At 65.9% G+C, this 16,698-nt stretch carries 16 protein-coding genes; 5 read left to right on the forward strand and 11 right to left on the reverse strand.

All coding sequences use genetic code 11. The features are described 5' to 3' along the window. Positions 1-3: 3 nt before the first annotated feature. The 5 genes from eno to AC06FB_RS02595 form a co-directional block, all read right to left on the reverse strand. Positions 4-1,296, reverse strand: a complete 1,293-nt coding sequence (gene eno, locus AC06FB_RS02575) for a phosphopyruvate hydratase (RefSeq protein ID WP_053519724.1) — start codon at positions 1,294-1,296, stop codon at positions 4-6. A gap of 251 nt (positions 1,297-1,547) precedes the next feature. Then, on the reverse strand, positions 1,548-1,895 hold the full coding sequence (locus tag AC06FB_RS02580) for a hypothetical protein (RefSeq protein ID WP_053519723.1): 348 nt from the start codon (positions 1,893-1,895) through the stop codon (positions 1,548-1,550). Beyond that, complete coding sequence (gene kdsA / locus AC06FB_RS02585) at positions 1,892-2,722, reverse strand: 3-deoxy-8-phosphooctulonate synthase (RefSeq protein ID WP_053519722.1); 831 nt, start codon at positions 2,720-2,722, stop codon at positions 1,892-1,894. Before kdsA ends, AC06FB_RS02580 begins: the two co-directional genes overlap by 4 nt. A gap of 90 nt (positions 2,723-2,812) precedes the next feature. Then, on the reverse strand, positions 2,813-4,477 hold the full coding sequence (locus AC06FB_RS02590; RefSeq protein ID WP_065174923.1) for a CTP synthase: 1,665 nt from the start codon (positions 4,475-4,477) through the stop codon (positions 2,813-2,815). 413 nt (positions 4,478-4,890) lie between these two features. Beyond that, positions 4,891-5,124, reverse strand: a complete 234-nt coding sequence (locus AC06FB_RS02595; protein WP_053519720.1) for a hypothetical protein — start codon at positions 5,122-5,124, stop codon at positions 4,891-4,893. Between the two features lie 160 nt (positions 5,125-5,284). Between AC06FB_RS02595 and parE the strand changes: the two genes are divergently transcribed. From parE to AC06FB_RS02610, 3 genes are all read left to right on the forward strand, one after another. Continuing rightward, on the forward strand, positions 5,285-7,174 hold the full coding sequence (gene parE / locus AC06FB_RS02600) for a DNA topoisomerase IV subunit B (protein ID WP_053519719.1): 1,890 nt from the start codon (positions 5,285-5,287) through the stop codon (positions 7,172-7,174). 151 nt (positions 7,175-7,325) lie between these two features. Then, positions 7,326-7,904 carry a GNAT family N-acetyltransferase gene (locus AC06FB_RS02605; protein WP_478053341.1) on the forward strand — a complete coding sequence of 193 codons (579 nt, stop codon included), beginning with the start codon at positions 7,326-7,328 and terminating at the stop codon, positions 7,902-7,904. A gap of 110 nt (positions 7,905-8,014) precedes the next feature. Continuing rightward, positions 8,015-9,511, forward strand: a complete 1,497-nt coding sequence (locus AC06FB_RS02610; protein ID WP_478053342.1) for a S10 family peptidase — start codon at positions 8,015-8,017, stop codon at positions 9,509-9,511. Positions 9,512-9,757: 246 nt separating this feature from the next. Here the strand turns inward: AC06FB_RS02610 and AC06FB_RS02615 are convergent, their stop codons facing one another. Together AC06FB_RS02615 and AC06FB_RS02620 are read right to left on the reverse strand one after the other, a co-directional pair. Next, positions 9,758-10,879 carry an inorganic phosphate transporter gene (locus AC06FB_RS02615; RefSeq protein ID WP_053519810.1) on the reverse strand — a complete coding sequence of 374 codons (1,122 nt, stop codon included), beginning with the start codon at positions 10,877-10,879 and terminating at the stop codon, positions 9,758-9,760. A 13-nt stretch (positions 10,880-10,892) separates the two neighbouring features. Beyond that, positions 10,893-11,519, reverse strand: coding sequence for a DUF47 domain-containing protein (locus AC06FB_RS02620; RefSeq protein WP_004152833.1), 627 nt, complete (start codon positions 11,517-11,519; stop codon positions 10,893-10,895). Between the two features lie 292 nt (positions 11,520-11,811). On the opposite strand from AC06FB_RS02620, the gene AC06FB_RS02625 reads away from it, so the two are divergent. Both AC06FB_RS02625 and AC06FB_RS02630 read left to right on the forward strand, forming a co-directional pair. Further along, entirely contained in the window at positions 11,812-13,116 is a 1,305-nt protein-coding gene (locus AC06FB_RS02625) for a hemolysin family protein (RefSeq protein WP_065174920.1), read from the forward strand. Then, positions 13,100-13,753 carry an exopolysaccharide biosynthesis protein gene (locus tag AC06FB_RS02630; RefSeq protein WP_053519808.1) on the forward strand — a complete coding sequence of 218 codons (654 nt, stop codon included), beginning with the start codon at positions 13,100-13,102 and terminating at the stop codon, positions 13,751-13,753. Before AC06FB_RS02625 ends, AC06FB_RS02630 begins: the two co-directional genes overlap by 17 nt. A 10-nt stretch (positions 13,754-13,763) precedes the next feature. Here the strand turns inward: AC06FB_RS02630 and AC06FB_RS02635 are convergent, their stop codons facing one another. The 4 genes from AC06FB_RS02635 to AC06FB_RS02650 all read right to left on the reverse strand — a co-directional run bounded on the left by AC06FB_RS02635 (position 13,764) and on the right by AC06FB_RS02650 (position 16,675). After that, the gene (locus tag AC06FB_RS02635; protein ID WP_053519807.1) at positions 13,764-14,261 is read right to left on the reverse strand and encodes a pyridoxamine 5'-phosphate oxidase family protein; all 498 of its coding nucleotides are present in this window, start codon (positions 14,259-14,261) and stop codon (positions 13,764-13,766) included. A 68-nt stretch (positions 14,262-14,329) separates the two neighbouring features. Then, positions 14,330-15,325: an LLM class flavin-dependent oxidoreductase gene (locus tag AC06FB_RS02640; RefSeq protein ID WP_065181249.1), complete on the reverse strand. Its 996-nt coding sequence runs from the start codon at positions 15,323-15,325 to the stop codon at positions 14,330-14,332. A gap of 148 nt (positions 15,326-15,473) precedes the next feature. Beyond that, positions 15,474-16,241: a sulfurtransferase gene (locus tag AC06FB_RS02645; RefSeq protein WP_478053343.1), complete on the reverse strand. Its 768-nt coding sequence runs from the start codon at positions 16,239-16,241 to the stop codon at positions 15,474-15,476. Between the two features lie 68 nt (positions 16,242-16,309). Next, positions 16,310-16,675: a DUF6164 family protein gene (locus tag AC06FB_RS02650; protein WP_053519804.1), complete on the reverse strand. Its 366-nt coding sequence runs from the start codon at positions 16,673-16,675 to the stop codon at positions 16,310-16,312. Between the last annotated feature and the right edge of the window lie 23 nt (positions 16,676-16,698).

Here is a 16,698-nt window from a genome sequence, read left to right on the forward strand (position 1 = left end):
GCCTCAGCGCTTCAGCGAAACGAACGCGTCACGACCGGCGTAACGCGCGCCGGCACCGAGGGCTTCCTCGATGCGCAGCAGCTGGTTGTACTTGGCCACGCGATCGCTGCGGCACAGCGAGCCGGTCTTGATCTGGGTGGCAGTGGTCGCCACGGCGATGTCGGCGATGGTGGTGTCTTCGGTTTCACCCGAACGGTGCGACACGACAGCGGCGTAACCTGCGCGGTCAGCCATCGCAATCGCTTCCAGGGTTTCACTCAGGGTGCCGATCTGGTTGACCTTGATCAGGATGGCATTGGCAGTACCGGAGTCGATGCCCTCCTGGAAGATCTTCGGATTGGTCACGAACAGGTCATCGCCCACCAGCTGCACCTTCTTGCCGATGCGATCGGTCAGCAGCTTCCAGCCCGCCCAGTCGTTCTCGGCCAGGCCGTCTTCGATGGTGATGATCGGGTACTGCGCGGCCCAGTCGGCAAGGAAGTCGACGAACTGCTCGGAGGTCAGGCGCTTGTTCTCGCCGACCAGGTTGTACTTGCCGTTCTCGAAGAACTCGCTGGAGGCCACGTCCAGACCCAGCAGCACGTCCTCGCCCGCGGTGTAGCCGGCCTTGCCGATCGCTTCGAGAATGGTGTCCAGCGCCTCGACGTTGCTGCGGAAGTCAGGTGCGAAGCCGCCTTCGTCACCGACCGCGGTGCTCAGGCCATGCCCCTTCAGCACCGACTTCAGCGAGTGGAAGATCTCGGTGCCGGCGCGCAGCGCTTCGGAGAACGAGGTGAAGCCGACCGGCAGCACCATGAACTCCTGGAAATCGACGTTGTTGTCGGCATGCGCGCCGCCGTTGATGATGTTCATCATCGGCACCGGCAGCGACGGGGTCACGCCGGTCCTGCCGGCCAGGTACTGCCACAGCGCCTGCTTACTGGATGCTGCGGCGGCGTGCGCGGCCGCCATTGAGACACCGAGCAGCGCGTTGGCGCCCAGACGGCCCTTGTTCTCGGTGCCATCAAGGTCGATCAGGCGGCGGTCCAGGCCTGACTGGTCGGTGGCCTCGAAGCCCTTCAGCGCGGCAGCGATGGTCGTGTTGACGTTGTCGACGGCCTTGCGCACGCCCTTGCCCAGGTAGCGGGTCTTGTCGCCGTCACGCAGCTCGACCGCTTCCTTGGTGCCTGTCGAGGCGCCGGAGGGAACCGCGGCACGACCGAACGAACCGTCCTCCAGGGTGACTTCGGCTTCCAGCGTGGGGTTGCCACGGCTGTCGAGGATTTCACGGGCGTGGATGCTGCGGATCGTACTCATGGTCGGGCCGGTTACCTGTATGGAGAGGGGGCGACAAAACGAATGCCGCGTGATTATCCCCGGCTGCCCGCCCGTTGCCAAATGGCGTGAACGGCGTCAGCCCCGGCTGGCCCCCGCCCCGGCAGCAGCAGCGATACCAGGAGCACCCGCAAAGCAGCGGCCATGGCCGGACAGACGGCGCCATGCCTGCGCCGCCAGCCTGAGCGCGATCAGGCCCCAGGGCCAATCGCGTGCAGACGTGCTCACATTCATCAGAGCACCCCGTAGGACAGCGCACCGAGCCACAGCGAAAGCAGGACAACCGCCAGCCCGGCGGCCACCCTGCCGCGATTCAGGCGCCAAGCCAGCACGGCGGCAGCGATGCAGCCGCCGGCAGTCAACAGCTCGCCGGCCAGCAGCGCCATGAAGTACGCCCGCAGATTGAGCACGCTGCTGCCATCACCCGGTGACCGCACGGACGCTGCGCCGATCAGCACCAGACCGAACACGCCCACCGTGAACAACCCCGCCAGGCCCAGTGCGATCAGGCCCCACGGCCACTGTTTCCAGTGCCGGCGGCGACGCTGGGTTTCCAGCGCCGTCCATGGGTCAGACTTCACGCGAAGCGTGAGAAACCGTGCTTCTTGGTCACCGCATCGAGCTCCATCAGCGTTTCGAGCAGTGCTTCCATCTGGTCCAGCGGCCATGCGTTGGGACCGTCGGAGAGGGCCTTGGACGGGTCAGGATGGGTCTCGGCGAACAGACCGGAGATACCCACCGCCACCGCGGCCCGGGCCAACACCGGCACATGTTCGCGCTGGCCGCCGGAGCTGGTGCCCTGCCCACCCGGCAGCTGCACCGAATGGGTGGCGTCGAACACCACCGGGCACCCGGTCTCGCGCATCACCGCCAGCGAACGCATGTCGCTCACCAGATTGTTGTAGCCGAAGCTGGCACCGCGTTCGCAGACCATGATCTGATCGTTACCGGTCGCCTTGGCCTTCTCCACGACCGGCTTCATGTCCCAGGGCGCCAGGAACTGGCCCTTCTTGATGTTGACCGGCTTCCCGGCCGAGCACACCTTGCGGATGAAGTCGGTCTGGCGAACAAGGAATGCCGGGGTCTGCAGCACATCCACGACCGAAGCCACTTCGTCCATCGGGGTGTACTCATGGACGTCGGTCAGCACCGGCACGCCGATCTGCTTCTTGACCTCGGCCAGGACTTTCAGCCCCTCCTCCATGCCCGGGCCGCGGAAAGCGGTACCAGACGTGCGGTTGGCCTTGTCGAAGCTGGACTTGAAGATGAAGTTCACACCGAGCTTGCCGGTGATCTCCTTCAGCTTGCCGGCGGTATCGAGCTGCAACTGCATCGACTCGATCACGCAGGGGCCGGCGATCAGGAACAGGGGCTGGTCCAGCCCCACTTCGAATCCACACAGTTTCATGGCGTTTCCTTAGAGTTGTCCGCTACATCGAACGGGCCGATGCACTTGGTTCAAGCGAGCAAGATGGGGCCTGGCGGGCCCCATCGCAAGTCAGGCGCGCGCTTCCTGCAACAACTGGCCACCGGCCTTGCGCTCGCGTGCCGCGCGGATGAAGCCGATGAACAGCGGGTGGCCGTCACGCGGCGTGGACAGGAACTCCGGATGCGCCTGGCAGGCCAGGAACCAGGGATGCGCATCGCGCGGCAGCTCGACCACTTCCACCAGGGTGTCGTCCATCGACTTGCCGGCGATCACCAGGCCGGCGTCTTCCAGCTGGGTGCGGTAACGGTTGTTGAACTCATACCGGTGGCGGTGGCGCTCGGCCACCACGTCCTTGCCGTACAGCTCACGCGCCAGCGTGCCCGGCTTCAGGCGCTGCTCCTGCAGGCCCAGACGCATGGTGCCGCCCAGGTCGCTCTTGTCGTCGCGCTTCTCGACGTCACCGGCAGCGGTGCGCCACTCGGTGATCAGGCCGATCACCGGATTTGGCGACTGGCGATCATTCTCGGTGCTGTTGGCACCTTCGAGGCCGACCACGTTGCGCGCGTAATCGACCACGGCCGCCTGCATGCCGTAGCAGATGCCGAAGTACGGCACCTGGTTCTCGCGGGCGAACTTCGAGGTCAGCACCTTGCCTTCGAAACCACGGTCGCCGAATCCGCCCGGCACCAGGATGCCATCGACATCGGCCAGCGCAGCCATGTCTGTGCCTTCCAGGTCCTGCGCTTCCAGCCACTTCAGATTGACCCGGGTGCGCTGGCGCAGGCCACCATGCTTGAGTGCTTCGCCGACCGACTTGTATGCATCCTGGTGGTCGACGTACTTGCCGACCACGGCGATGGTCACCTCGTCGAGCGGATGCAGCGTGGCGTCGACCGCGTCCTCCCACACCGACAGATCGACAGGACCGGCCTTGTCAGCGAGCTTCAGCTGGTTGACGACAATCTCATCCAGGCCCTGCGCATGCAGTCCCGAAGGGATGCGATACAGCACATCCACGTCCGGCACGCTGATCACGGCGCGTTCGGAAACGTTGGTGAACTGGGCGATCTTGCGACGCTCCGAATCGGGCACGGCCTGCTCCGAACGGCACAACAGCACATCCGGCTGGATGCCGATCGAACGCAGCTCCTTCACCGAGTGCTGGGTCGGCTTGGTCTTCAGTTCGCCGGCCGCGCCGATGTACGGCACCAGGGTGAGGTGCATGAACAGCGCCTTCTCCGGACCACGCTCGGTACGCACCTGGCGGATCGCCTCCAGGAACGGCAGCGATTCGATGTCGCCGACGGTGCCGCCGATCTCGACCAGGGCGACGTCATAGCCTTCGGTGGCTTCGTCGATGCAACGACGGATCTCGTCGGTAATGTGCGGAATGACCTGCACGGTCGCGCCAAGGTAATCGCCGCGACGCTCCTTGCGGATCACGTTCTCGTAGATGCGACCGGTGGTGACCGAATTCTTGCGGCTCAGGCGCGTCCGCACGAACCGCTCGTAGTGGCCCAGATCGAGATCGGTCTCGGCACCGTCGTCGGTGACATAGACCTCGCCGTGCTGGAACGGGCTCATGGTGCCCGGATCAACGTTGATGTAGGGGTCGAGCTTCATCATCGTGACCTTCAGGCCACGGGCTTCGAGAATGGCGGCCAGCGACGCAGCGGCAATGCCTTTGCCGAGCGAGGACACCACGCCGCCGGTTACGAAAATCAAGGGAGTCATGGCTGCAAGCATCCTGTCTGGAAATGGAAAACGACAGCGCCACGCACGCCCTGGGGGCGGACATGGCGCTTGAAGGGGGTTTTCCGGTTCGCTGGGGCAGCGAGGGAGGTGCCGATCCGTGCGGCGGCAGGCGCCAGACGGTAACCATCGCGCGAGGTCGGGGCAACCGCGCCGGTCACATCGACCGTCACCTGCGACCCGCATTGCTGGAGGCCACGCATGGCCGTGCCAGCCCATTCGCAAATGGTGGACACGCACTACTCCCGGAAAGCCATAGTTTACAGATAGATGGCCGCCAACCCAAGAGGCTTGTGCAGGCCGACCGAACGAAAAACGCCCCCTTGCGGGGGCGTGGCGTCGCCAGAAGCCCCCTTCTACAGGGCTTCCGTGGGAAAGGGAGGGTGCGCGTGCGCTCAGCGCTTCTTGCGCGCCTCTTCCTCTTCTTCCTGCTGCGGAACCGGCTGGCCCTTGGCCTTCAGCTCCGCATTGGCCTGCGCGCGGCGCTTGGCCTTGGCGTCGGCTTCGGCCTGTGCCTTGTCGGCCTGGTCACCCTGCTGCGGGGCCGGCTGGCCGGCGTTCTGCGCCATCACCAGCGGCACCGCAACGGCGGCAGCGGCCAGGATCGCAATGGTCAGCAACTTCTTCATGGAGTCCTCCTCGCGGTATGGCTGGGACATGGGGACGCTGGCGTCCGGATTCCAGCGGCTGCCATTTTACCCCCTCCCCGGTGGCGAGGCTGAACCGCAGGCGTGCAAATTCGCCGCCCAGACCGCACACTTGCGCGTCGCTCCGCGCTTTAGAACATAGATGAACGCCCGCTATAACGCCGCCGATATTGAAGTCCTGTCCGGCCTTGACCCGGTCAAGCGCCGTCCCGGCATGTATACCGACACCGCGCGCCCCAACCACCTGGCGCAGGAAGTGATCGACAACTCGGTGGACGAGGCCCTCGCCGGCCACGCCCGCTCGATCGAGATCACCCTGTACAAGGACGGCAGCGTGGAGGTCAGCGATGACGGCCGTGGCATGCCGGTGGACATCCATCCGGAAGAGAAGATCCCGGGTGTCGAGCTGATCCTGACCCGCCTGCACGCGGGCGGCAAGTTCAGCAACAACAACTACACCTTCTCCGGCGGCCTGCACGGCGTCGGCGTCAGCGTGGTCAACGCGCTGTCGACCCTGGTGGAGGTGCACATCAAGCGTGAAGGTGCCGAACACCGCATCACCTTCCGTAACGGTGACCGCGCCACGCCGCTGGAAGTGGTGGGCACGGTCGGCAAGAAGAACACGGGCACCCGCGTGCGCTTCTGGCCCGACCCGAAGTACTTCGATACGCCGAAGTTCGCGGTGCGCGCGCTCAAGCATCTGCTGCGCGCCAAGGCGGTGTTGTGTCCGGGCCTGACCGTGAAGCTGACCGACGAAGCCACCGGCGAAGTCGACACCTGGTACTACGAGGACGGCCTGCGCGACTACCTGAAGCTGGAGCTGGGCGAGCGCGAAATGCTGCCGGCCGACCTGTTCGTCGGCAACCTGAAGAAGGACACCGAAGTGGTGGACTGGGCCGTGGCCTGGCTGCCGGAAGGCGAGCTGGTCCAGGAAAGCTACGTCAACCTGATCCCGACTGCCCAGCACGGTACCCACGTCAACGGCCTGCGCACCGGCTTGACCGAGGCGCTCCGCGAGTTCTGCGACTTCCGCAACCTGCTGCCGCGTGGCGTGAAGCTGGCGCCGGAAGACGTGTGGGACCGCGTGTCGTTCGTGCTGTCGCTGAAAATGACCGATCCGCAGTTCAGCGGGCAGACCAAGGAACGCCTGTCCTCGCGGCAGGCCGCCGGTTTCGTGGAAGGTGCCGCGCACGATGCATTCAGCCTGCTGCTGAACCAGAACGTGGAACTGGGCGAGAAGATCGCGCAGATCGCCATCGAGCGCGCCAGCGCACGCCTGAAGACCGAAAAGCTGGTGGTCCGCAAGAAGGTCACCCAGGGCCCTGCCCTGCCGGGCAAGCTGGCCGACTGCATCAGCCAGGACCTGTCGCGTACCGAACTGTTCCTGGTGGAAGGTGATTCGGCAGGCGGCAGCGCCAAGCAGGCACGCGACAAGGATTTCCAGGCGATCATGCCGCTGCGCGGCAAGATCCTGAACACCTGGGAAGTCTCCTCCAACAGCGTGCTGGCCTCGGAAGAAGTGCACAACCTGGCCATCGCCATCGGCTGCGATCCGGGCAAGGATGACATCAGCGGCCTGCGCTACGGCAAGGTGGTGATCCTGGCCGACGCCGACTCGGACGGCCTGCACATCGCCACCCTGTTGACGGCGCTGTTCCTGAAGCACTTCCCGGCGCTGGTCGACGCCGGCCACGTGTTCGTGGCAATGCCGCCGCTGTTCCGCATCGACGTGGGCAAGCAGGTCTTCTACGCGCTGGACGAGGAAGAAAAGCGCTCCATGCTGGACAAGATCGAGCGCGAGAAGATCAAGGGCGCGGTCAATGTGACCCGGTTCAAGGGCCTGGGCGAGATGAACCCGTCGCAGCTGCGTGAGTCCACCATCCACCCGGACACCCGTCGCCTGGTGCAGCTGACCGTGGACGATCGCGAGCAGACCCGTTCGCTGATGGACATGCTGCTGGCCAAGAAGCGGGCGTCTGACCGCAAGGGCTGGCTGGAGACCAAGGGCGATCTGGCGTCGCTGGAAGTCTGACCCCAGCGCGGGCCGGGGCCGTTTCCTGTCGGGAAACGGCTCTGGCTGCATGGCCTGGCAGTACCGCTTCAGGCCGCCCACCGGGGCATTACACCCCCATCGGCAAACCCTGCGGGTCCATAATGCGCGCTCATCCGCGTGGACCACCGCATTGCCCAGCCACTCGCTGCTGTTCCCCGGCCTGCCCCTGCACAGCACGCGGCTGGTCCTGAGCCCGATCCGTCGTGATGACGCTGCTGCGTTGTTCACGCTGCAATCCAACCCGGCGGTCATGCGCTGGTGGAACCATCCTGCCTGGACACGGCCGGGCGAAGCCCGCGAACAGATCGACGACGACCTCGCCGCACACGCCATCGGCACCCAGCTCAAGCTGGCCGTGCGCGAATCGCTGGAAGGGCCGTTGCTGGGCATCTGCGTGGTGTTTGCCGTCGATCGCGATGCTGCGCGTGCCGAGATCGGCTATCTGCTGGCACCTGAGGTCCAGGGCCGGGGCTACATGCATGAGGCGTTGCAGCAGGTGCTGGCCTACCTGTTCCGGACGCTGCGCCTGCATCGCGTCGAAGCCGAGATCGATCCGCGCAATGCGGCCTCCGCGCACGTGCTTGAACGCCTCGGCTTCCATCGTGAGGGCCTCCTGCGCCAGCGCTGGCGCATCCAGGGCGAGTTGGCCGACTCGGCTGTGTACGGGCTGCTGGCCGACGACGCAGCCGCGACCGCCCTGCCCACTTGACCCAATCTGGCCGCAACCGACGACAACGCCCGGCCATGGCTTTGGACACATACGGCGCGGCACCCTGGAGGCCTAGCATCGGACCCCCCTTCCGCTGCCGATCCGGTGCCATGAAGTTCCTGCTGCACACTGCCGCGCTCTGCGTCGGCCTGCTCATTGCTCCTGCCAGCGTGCTGGCCGCGCCCGCCGCCGAGTCCAAGCCCGACGCCAGGGACGACAAGACCGAAGCACCTGCGCTGCCGGCCGACGCCTCCACCCGCCAGAGCATCCGCCTGGCGGGCCGCACGCTCGACTACACCGCCACCGTGGGGACCCTGCCGGTACGTGACGAGAAGGGCAAGGTGATCGCCGACGTGGTGTTCACCGCCTACACGATGCCCGGCAAGGACCGGCCGGTGACCTTCGCGCTCAACGGCGGGCCCGGCGCGTCGTCGGTGTATCTCAATCTGGGCGCCATCGGCCCGAAGGTCGTGACTTTCGGCTCGGAGGGCGACAGCGCGTCGGCGCCGGCCACGCTGCATGACAATCCGGGAACGTGGCTGGACTTCACCGACCTGGTCTTCATCGACCCGGTCGGCACCGGCTTCAGCCGTGCCCGCATCGGCAATGACGAAGCCAAGAAGGCACTGTACAACCCCAGTGCCGACATCGAGTACCTGTCGCGATCGATCTACGACTGGTTGCTGCGCAACCAGCGCATGGCGTCGCGCAAGTATCTCACCGGTGAGAGCTACGGTGGCTACCGCGGCCCACGCATCACCCATTACCTGCAGACGCGGCTGGGCGTTGCGATGAACGGCCTGGTGCTGGTCTCGCCGTACCTGAGCCCGACCCTGGAAGACAACGCCGACGTCTCGCCGATGGCGTGGATGCAGACGCTGCCGTCGATCGCAGCGGCGCACCTGGAGCGCCAGGGCCGCCTGACCGACGCGGCGATGCGTGAGGTGGTCGAGTACACCCGCGGCGATTACGCCACCGCCCTGATGAAGGGCCGCAGCGATCCGCAGGCCACCGAGGCGATGCTGCGCCGGGTCACCGAGCTGACCGGGCTGGACCCGCAGTTCGTGCGTCGTGCCGGCGGCCGCCTGGAAACCCAGGCCTACCTGCGCGAAGTGTTCCGCGACAAGGGCACGCTGGGCAGCCGCTACGACTCGAACGTGACGGCGTTTGACCCGTTCCCGAACGATCCGGAACAGCGCGCCAACGATCCCCTGCTCGACAGCATCATCGCGCCGACCACCACCGCGATGGTCGACTTCGTCACCCGCGTGGTGGGCTGGAAGGTCGATGCGCGCTACCAGGCATTGAACTACGAGGTGAACCGGCTGTGGGACCGCAACGGCGACCTGCGCCAGGGTGCGGTGACCCAGCTGCGCCAGGCGGTGGCGATCGATCCGAATCTGCAGGTGCTGATCGCGCACGGCTGGAATGACCTGTCATGCCCGTTCATGGGCTCGATCCTGACCGTGGACCAGATGCCGGCGATGGGCAGCAACCCGGACCGCGTGCAGGTGCGCAGCTACCCGGGCGGGCACATGTTCTACAGCCGTGCCGACAGCCAGGCGGCATTCCGCAAGGATGTGCAGGCACTGTTCCAGCGCAACTGAGGGGTTCGGCCGCGCCTGCGGCCCGGCGCCCGCTGACGGCAACGGCAACGGCAACGACAAAAGCCGGGTTTCCGTGGGCTGGCGAGGTTCCTGCTGCTGTTGGTGGGTGTCGACCTTGGTCGACACGCTGGATACGGAAAAACGATCTGCCCATGAAAAAGCCCGCCGGAATCCGGCGGGCTTTTTCATTTCCGGGGTCAGATCCCTATCTGCAGGGAAAGGGCTCTGACCCCAGGGTTGCTGGCATCAGGTCCAGCCGAACAGCTCGAACAGCTTCAGGATCAGGTACGCACAGCCGCCTGCCGCCGGGATGGTCAGGATCCAAGCCCAGACGATGCGCTCGATCACGCCGAACTTCAGCGAACGCGGATTCTTGGCAAAGCCCACGCCCATGATCGCGGTGGAGATGCTGTGCGTGGTCGAGACCGGCATGCCGAAATGGGCGGCCAGGGTCAGGATGGTGGCCGAGCTGGTCTCCGCCGCGAAGCCGTGGATCGGATGCAGCTTGACCATCTTGTGGCCCAGCGTCTTGATGATCTTCCAGCCACCCGAAGCCGTACCGGCGGCCATCACCACCGCACAGGTCAGCACGATCCACATCGCGATGCCGTCACCGGCCTGCGCATCCGGGTGCATGAAGGCCAGCCAGGACGGCAGGTTGTCCAGTGCACCGGTGGCTTCGGCACCGATCAGGGTCATGGCGATGATGCCCATGGTCTTCTGTGCGTCGTTGTGCCCGTGTGCGAAGCCCATGTAGGCGGCCGAGACGATCTGCGCCTTGCCGAAGAAGGCATTGACCCAGCGCGGACGGGCCAGGCGGCCAATCGCACCACCGATCCTGGCCAGACCGGCAATCAGGCCCCACAGCAGCACCATCACCACGATGCCCAGCAGGAAGCCGGCAATCGGCGAGGTGATCATCGGCACGAACACCTTCCACAGCAGGCCCTTGTTCTGCGCCCAGCTGCCGAGCCGTTCGGACCAGATCAGCGCATCCCAGTTGTTGTGCGCGGCCGCCAGCCCGGCGCCGCACAGGCCACCGATCAGGGCGTGCGAGGACGAGGACGGCAGCCCCTTCCACCAGGTGATCAGGTTCCAGATGATGCCGCCCAGCAGGGCGCACAGGATCACCTGCGGGGTGACATCGACCACGTTGGTGTTGAGCAGGCCCGACGCGATGGTCAGCGCCACCGCCGTACCGGTCAGGGCACCGATCAGGTTCATGAAGGCGGCGAGCATCACCGCCCAGCCGGGCGAGAGCACCTTGGTCGCCACCACGGTGGCGATGGAGTTGGCGGTGTCGTGGAAGCCGTTGATGAACTCGAAGACGAGCGCAGCCAGGATCACCACCAGGACGAGGGTCAACATGCGGCGGCGTCCGTCAGCTGTTCTTCAGCACGATCTGGTATGCCACCACGCCGGCCTCGCGGCAGCGGTCGATGGCTTTTTCCAGGATCTCGAAGAATTCCTTGAGCAGGAACATCTGCAGGTTGTCCAGGCGCCCGGAATAGATGTCACGGTACAGCTCCAGCATCAGCCGGTCGGCCTCGTTCTCCAGCGAGCGCAGCTTCTCGTTGAGCGCGGTCATCCGGTCCAGGTTCATGTGGCGCAGGTCGGCCACCATCTCCACCACCACGCCGGCGGCCTGCTCCAGCATCGCCGCGCGCGGCGCGAAGTCGATGTGCTCCAGGTGGGTCGTGGCCAGCGAATAGCGATCGGCGAACTTCTCGATCTGCTTGGGGATCTTGTACAGCGCCGACCCCAGCGCTTCGATGTCTTCACGCTCGATCGGCGTCATGAAGCTGTCCACCAGCGCCTGGCTGATCTTGTCCGACGCCGCACGCTCGCGCAGGCGGGCCAGCTTGAAGGCGTCCAGCGCGGGCTGGCGGTCGGCCTCGCGCAGCATGGAATGCAGCGCCTTGGCGGCGTCGGAGGCCGCGACGGCAGCCTCATCGAGCAGGGTGTAGAACTGTTTGCCGGAACCGAAAATGGTCTGCAGAGAGAACATTGAGAAACCTGTCAGCCGTCGCGGGAAGGACGGCACCGGACGGAATTATGACGGCTAGATGACCATCTCGGGTATCCCCGCCCCCTTTCCGGGGGTGGAACCCGCCAACCTGAACAGGCAGTTGCCACCTTGCCACGGCCCTTTGCTAAGATGCCAGCGCGCCCTCGGGCGCACCTTATGGACGACGACCCTTATCCCCCAGCGCCGCGCCGGACTCTGCTCCTGAGCGCCTGCCGCCATCGCAAGCACCCGCCCTCCCTGCCACCAACCGGGGACGACGCCCGTGTTTGAAATGATCCTGATTGTCTTCGCGCTGGTTCTGTTGAACGGCTTCTTCGCCATGTCCGAGATGTCGGTCATGACCTCGCGCAAGAGCCGTCTCAAGCAGATGGCCGGCAGCTCCAAGCGCGCCGCCAAGGCCCTGGAGCTGTCCGAAAAGCCCGAGAGCTTCCTGTCCACGGTCCAGATCGGCATCACCGTCATCGGCGTGCTGACCGGCTACCTGGGCGGCGACGCCATCGGCGACGCCATTGCCGGCTGGCTGCAGGGCCTGATGCCCGGCTTCACCTACGCCTCCCAGGTCGGCACCACGCTGGCCGTGACCCTCATCACCTTCGTGACCCTGATCTTTGGTGAGCTGGTGCCCAAGCGGCTGGCCCTGACCCGCTCCGAGGCCATTGCCAGCCTGGTGGCCATGCCGATGAGCTGGCTGGCCAAACTGGCCTTGCCCTTCGTCTGGCTGCTGTCCAGGACGACCCAGCTGGTGCTGAAGGCACTTGGCCTGGGCAAGGACGAAGCCGCCTCGGTGACCGAAGAGGAGATCCGCATGCTGGTGGCCGAAAGCCACGAGGCAGGTGTGATCGACACCCATGAGCGCGACATGATGAACCGCGTGATGCGGCTGGGCGATCGCACCGCCGACAGCCTGATGACGCCGCGCAACCGGATCGCCTGGCTGGACACGCAGGCCGGCCTGGACCGCAACCTGGAAATCATGGCCGAGCATGAGTTCTCGCGCTATCCGGTCTATCGCGACAACGACATGGATGTGGTTGGTGTGCTTGAACTGAAATCGCTGGCGACCCGCATGGCACGCGGCGACAACGCGCTGTTCCAGACCCTGCGCGAGCCGTTGTACGTTTCCGAGTCCACCCATGCGATGAAGCTGCTGGAGATCTTCCGGGAAGAACAGCAGTCGATGGCGCTGGTCGTCGACGAATACGGCGAGATCCAGGGACTGGTCACCATCAGCGACCTGATGGGCGCAGTGGTCGGCCGCCTGCAGGCGGTGGAGAATGCCGACGAGGACGCACTGGTGGTGACCCGTGAGGACGGCTCGCTGCTGGTGGACGGCTCGCTGCCGGTGGACGACCTCCGCGAGCTGATCGGCAGCAACGAGCTTCCCGACGCCGAAGAGGGCGACTACTACACCCTGGCCGGCATGTGCATCCACTACTTCGGCCGCATCCCGCACGCGGGCGAGTACTTCGACTGGGCCGGCTGGCGCTTCGAGATCGTCGACCTGGACGGTGCACGTGTGGACAAGCTGCTGCTGCGCACGCTGTCGGACGAGCAGGCCGATGAGCTCACCGCCTGAGTCCGGCCCGCGCGACGCAGCACCTGCCTATCGCAACGAAGGCATCCGCACGCTGCTGGAAATGTTCGCCTGGGGTGATCCGGCCCAGCACATGAAGCTGGGCCAGATCCTGCAGGATCTGCAGCAGAGCGCCTTCGGCGTTTTCCTGTTCGTGGCGATCCTGCCATCGTTCATCCCGATTCCGGGGCTGGGCGGTGCGGTCAGTGGCCCCCTGGTGATCCTGATCGGCCTGCAGATGCTGTGCTGCATGCGGCGCCCCTGGCTGCCGGGCTTCATTGCCCGCCGCGGGCCGAAGCGCGGCACCATGCACCGGTTCCTGGACCGCATCGACCGCCCGCTGCGGCGCTTGGACCGCATGCTCAAGCCACGCCTGCCGCAGCTGCTCAAGCCGCTGCCGGCTCACGCGTTCACCGGCGCACTGCTGGTCCTGCTGGGCATCCTGCTGTCGCTGCCGATCCCGTTCACCAACTATCTGTTCGGCTTCCAGCTGCTGCTGTTCTCGCTGGCCCTGCTCGAGCGCGACGGCGCGCTGATGCTGGTCAACTGGATCGGAGCATTGGCGGCAATCGCGTTCTTTGGTTTCAGTTCCGGCCAACTGGTGAGCTACACCGTCGAACTGTTCCAGCGCTGGTTCTGAACCGGGCCCATCAACGCAGGTCGACGAAACCGTTGTCGGCAAGCTGGCCTGGCTCATCCTGTACCGCAGACAGCACGAACGTCAGCGCCCTGCCCAGCAGCGTGCCCGGCCCATCCCAGTACTCGGCCGATTCGGCCTGCACGTGGATGAGCCGAAGGTTCGGATCGTCCTTGCCGCCGGGGAAGAACAGCTTCATCGCTGGCGACCACAGCGCTTCCACCTTGGCCCGATCGTCGACGATGCGCGCATTGCCCGCCACGGACACATAGGTGTTCTTCGACGTCGAAGCGTAGGCCACGTTGACCCGCGGATTGAGCGCGATTTCCGCCACTTTCGGGCTGTCGGCTGCAGTAGCGAACCAGAGGTCACCATCGAAGGCGACCTGCTGGGTGCCGAGCGGACGGCTGTACAGGCGACCATCGACACCGACCGTGGTGAACATCGCCACCTCCACGTCCTTGATCAGTTCGGCCAGCTGGGCGATGTGTTCTGCGCGGGAATCCGACATGGGGAGCTCCAGGGGTAGGGAGCCCCCATCAGACGCGGAAGGTCTGCAATGCGCCGTGATGCAATCGTTCAGCCCGCGTGGCGATCGTGCCACGCCCGCATGGTCAGCTCGAACGAGCGCAGCCTCGCGCGATGGTCATACAGATTGGCGGTGAGCATCAGTTCGTCAGGTCGATGGCGTTGGACGAACGCGGCGATACCCTCGGCCACCTGCTGCGGATCACCCAGCACCGTGCACGCCAATGCCCGCTCGACACCCAGTTTCTCGTGCGGCTCCCAGAACGATTCGATGTCGTCGATCGGTGCCGGGATCTTGCCGGGACGCCCCCGGCGCAGATTGACGAAGCTCTGCTGCTGGCTGGTGAACAGGCGGCGCGATTCGGCTTCGCTGTCGCTGGCCACCACGTTCAATGCCAGCATCGCGTGCGGTTGCTTCAACGTGGCCGAAGGACGGAATTCGCGGCGGTAGACTGCCAGCGCCTCATCCATCGCGTCCGGGGCGAAGTGCGAGGCGAAGGCGTACGGCAGCCCCATCGATGCCGCCATGCGCGCACCGAACAGGCTGGAACCCAGGATCCACGTCGGCACCCGCAGGCCGCCGCCAGGCACGGCCTGCACCGCCTGACCGGGCTGGACCGGCTCGAAGTAATGCAGCAGCTCACGCACATCCTGCGGGAACTGGTCAGCGCTGTCGAAATAGCGCCGCAGCGCGCGGGCGGTCGGCTGGTCGGTGCCGGGCGCCCGCCCCAGCCCCAGATCGATGCGGTCCGGATAGAGCGAGGCCAGCGTGCCGAACTGCTCGGCCACCTGCAGCGGCGCATGGTTGGGCAGCATGATGCCGCCTGCACCGACACGGATGCGCTGCGTGCCACCGGCAACGTGCCCGATCAGCACGGCGGTGGCCGCGCTGGCGATACCGGGCATGTTGTGGTGTTCGGCCAGCCAGTAGCGGCGGTAGCCCAGCGCATCGGCATGCTGGGCCAGTTCCAGCATGTTGGAGAAGGCGGCGGTGGTATCGCTGCCCTCGCAGACCGGGGCCAGGTCGAGGATCGACAACGGGATCATCAGGCGGTTTCCGTCAAAAGATCCCCTCTGCATGGGGTCGGCCCGGCACGGCGGCCAGTGCCGGTGGCGGGACGCTGATTCCTGCCGGGCGGGTCAGCTCCCCAGGTGGACCGGACAGCCGTGCACGACCGGCGCCCGGGACAGCCGCTCAGAAGGCGCTGGGGCGTGGTTCCGGCAGCGGCTCATCCACCAGCGGCCTGAGCTCCGCATCCAGCGCCACCCGTTCGTCGAACACGAAACAGCGCCCGTCGTAGCCCTCGCCGCCCACCTCCTCGAAGTAGCCAAGAATGCCGCCATCGAGCTGCAGCACGTTGTCCATGCCGTCATTGAGCATCCACAGTGCGGCCTTCTCGCAGCGGATGCCACCCGTGCAGAAGCTGACCACGGTGCTGTCCTTCAATGCGTCGCGGTGCGGCGCCAGGGCCTCCGGCAGATCGGTGAACTTGTGGATCGGCAGCACCAGCGCGTCCTTGAACGTGCCGTACTCCACCTCCTGCAGATTGCGGGTATCGAGCATCACCACCGGCTTTCCCGCATCGTCGTGGCCCTGCCGCAGCCAACGTTGCACGGTGGCCGGATCGACCGCCGGCGCGCGTGGATAGGCCAGCGGCTGGCCGTCATCGCGGCGGAAACTGATGATCTCCGGCTTCACTCTGGCCTTGAGCCGCGCGAAGGGCTGATGCTCGCTGAAGCTGGTCTTGACCCGTATTCCGGCCAGACGCGGATCCTCACGCAGTGCCGCGTAGAAGCCCTCGATGGCGGCCGGGGCGCCCGCCAGGAACAGATTCAGGCCCTCGCCCGCCACCAGGATCGTGCCGCGCAGCCCAGCCGCTTCGGCACGCGCCAGCAGCTGGTCGCACAGAGCCTCGGGGGCGTCGATGGCGGTGAAATGATAGGCGGCGGTATTGGCGATCATCCGCGCATTTTAGCGCCTGGCCGCCACCGGGTCAGGACCCGGCGTCGATGATCGGCGGCTGGAGCGCCCTACCCCCGCAGCAGCATGAACGGCAGCAGCACCAGGGCAGCAGCGCCCAGCATCGCCAGCAGTACCAGCACGACATACAGCGGCCGGCGCCGCAGCAGGCTGCCGAAGGTCTCGGCCGTGCCATCGCGCAGGGCCTGCTCACGCTCGGCCCGGATGCGTGGCGCGCGCTCGGCCTGGTACTCGGCCATCAATGCCTTGGCGCGCGCATGATCGCCGTCCTCGCGGAGCCACAGCCCGCCATTGGAAATGCCCCAGGGACTGGGCTCGGTGCGGTACCAGGCGATGCCGTGGCGATCCAGGAGCGTGCAGACGTCGGCGTATTCGTCATCGCCGACATTGCGCAGATTGAGCAGGAGTTTGGCCATGGCGCCATGATACCCGGCGCCGA

The sequence above is a fragment of the Stenotrophomonas sp. Steno-C15 genome (assembly GCF_056393265.1).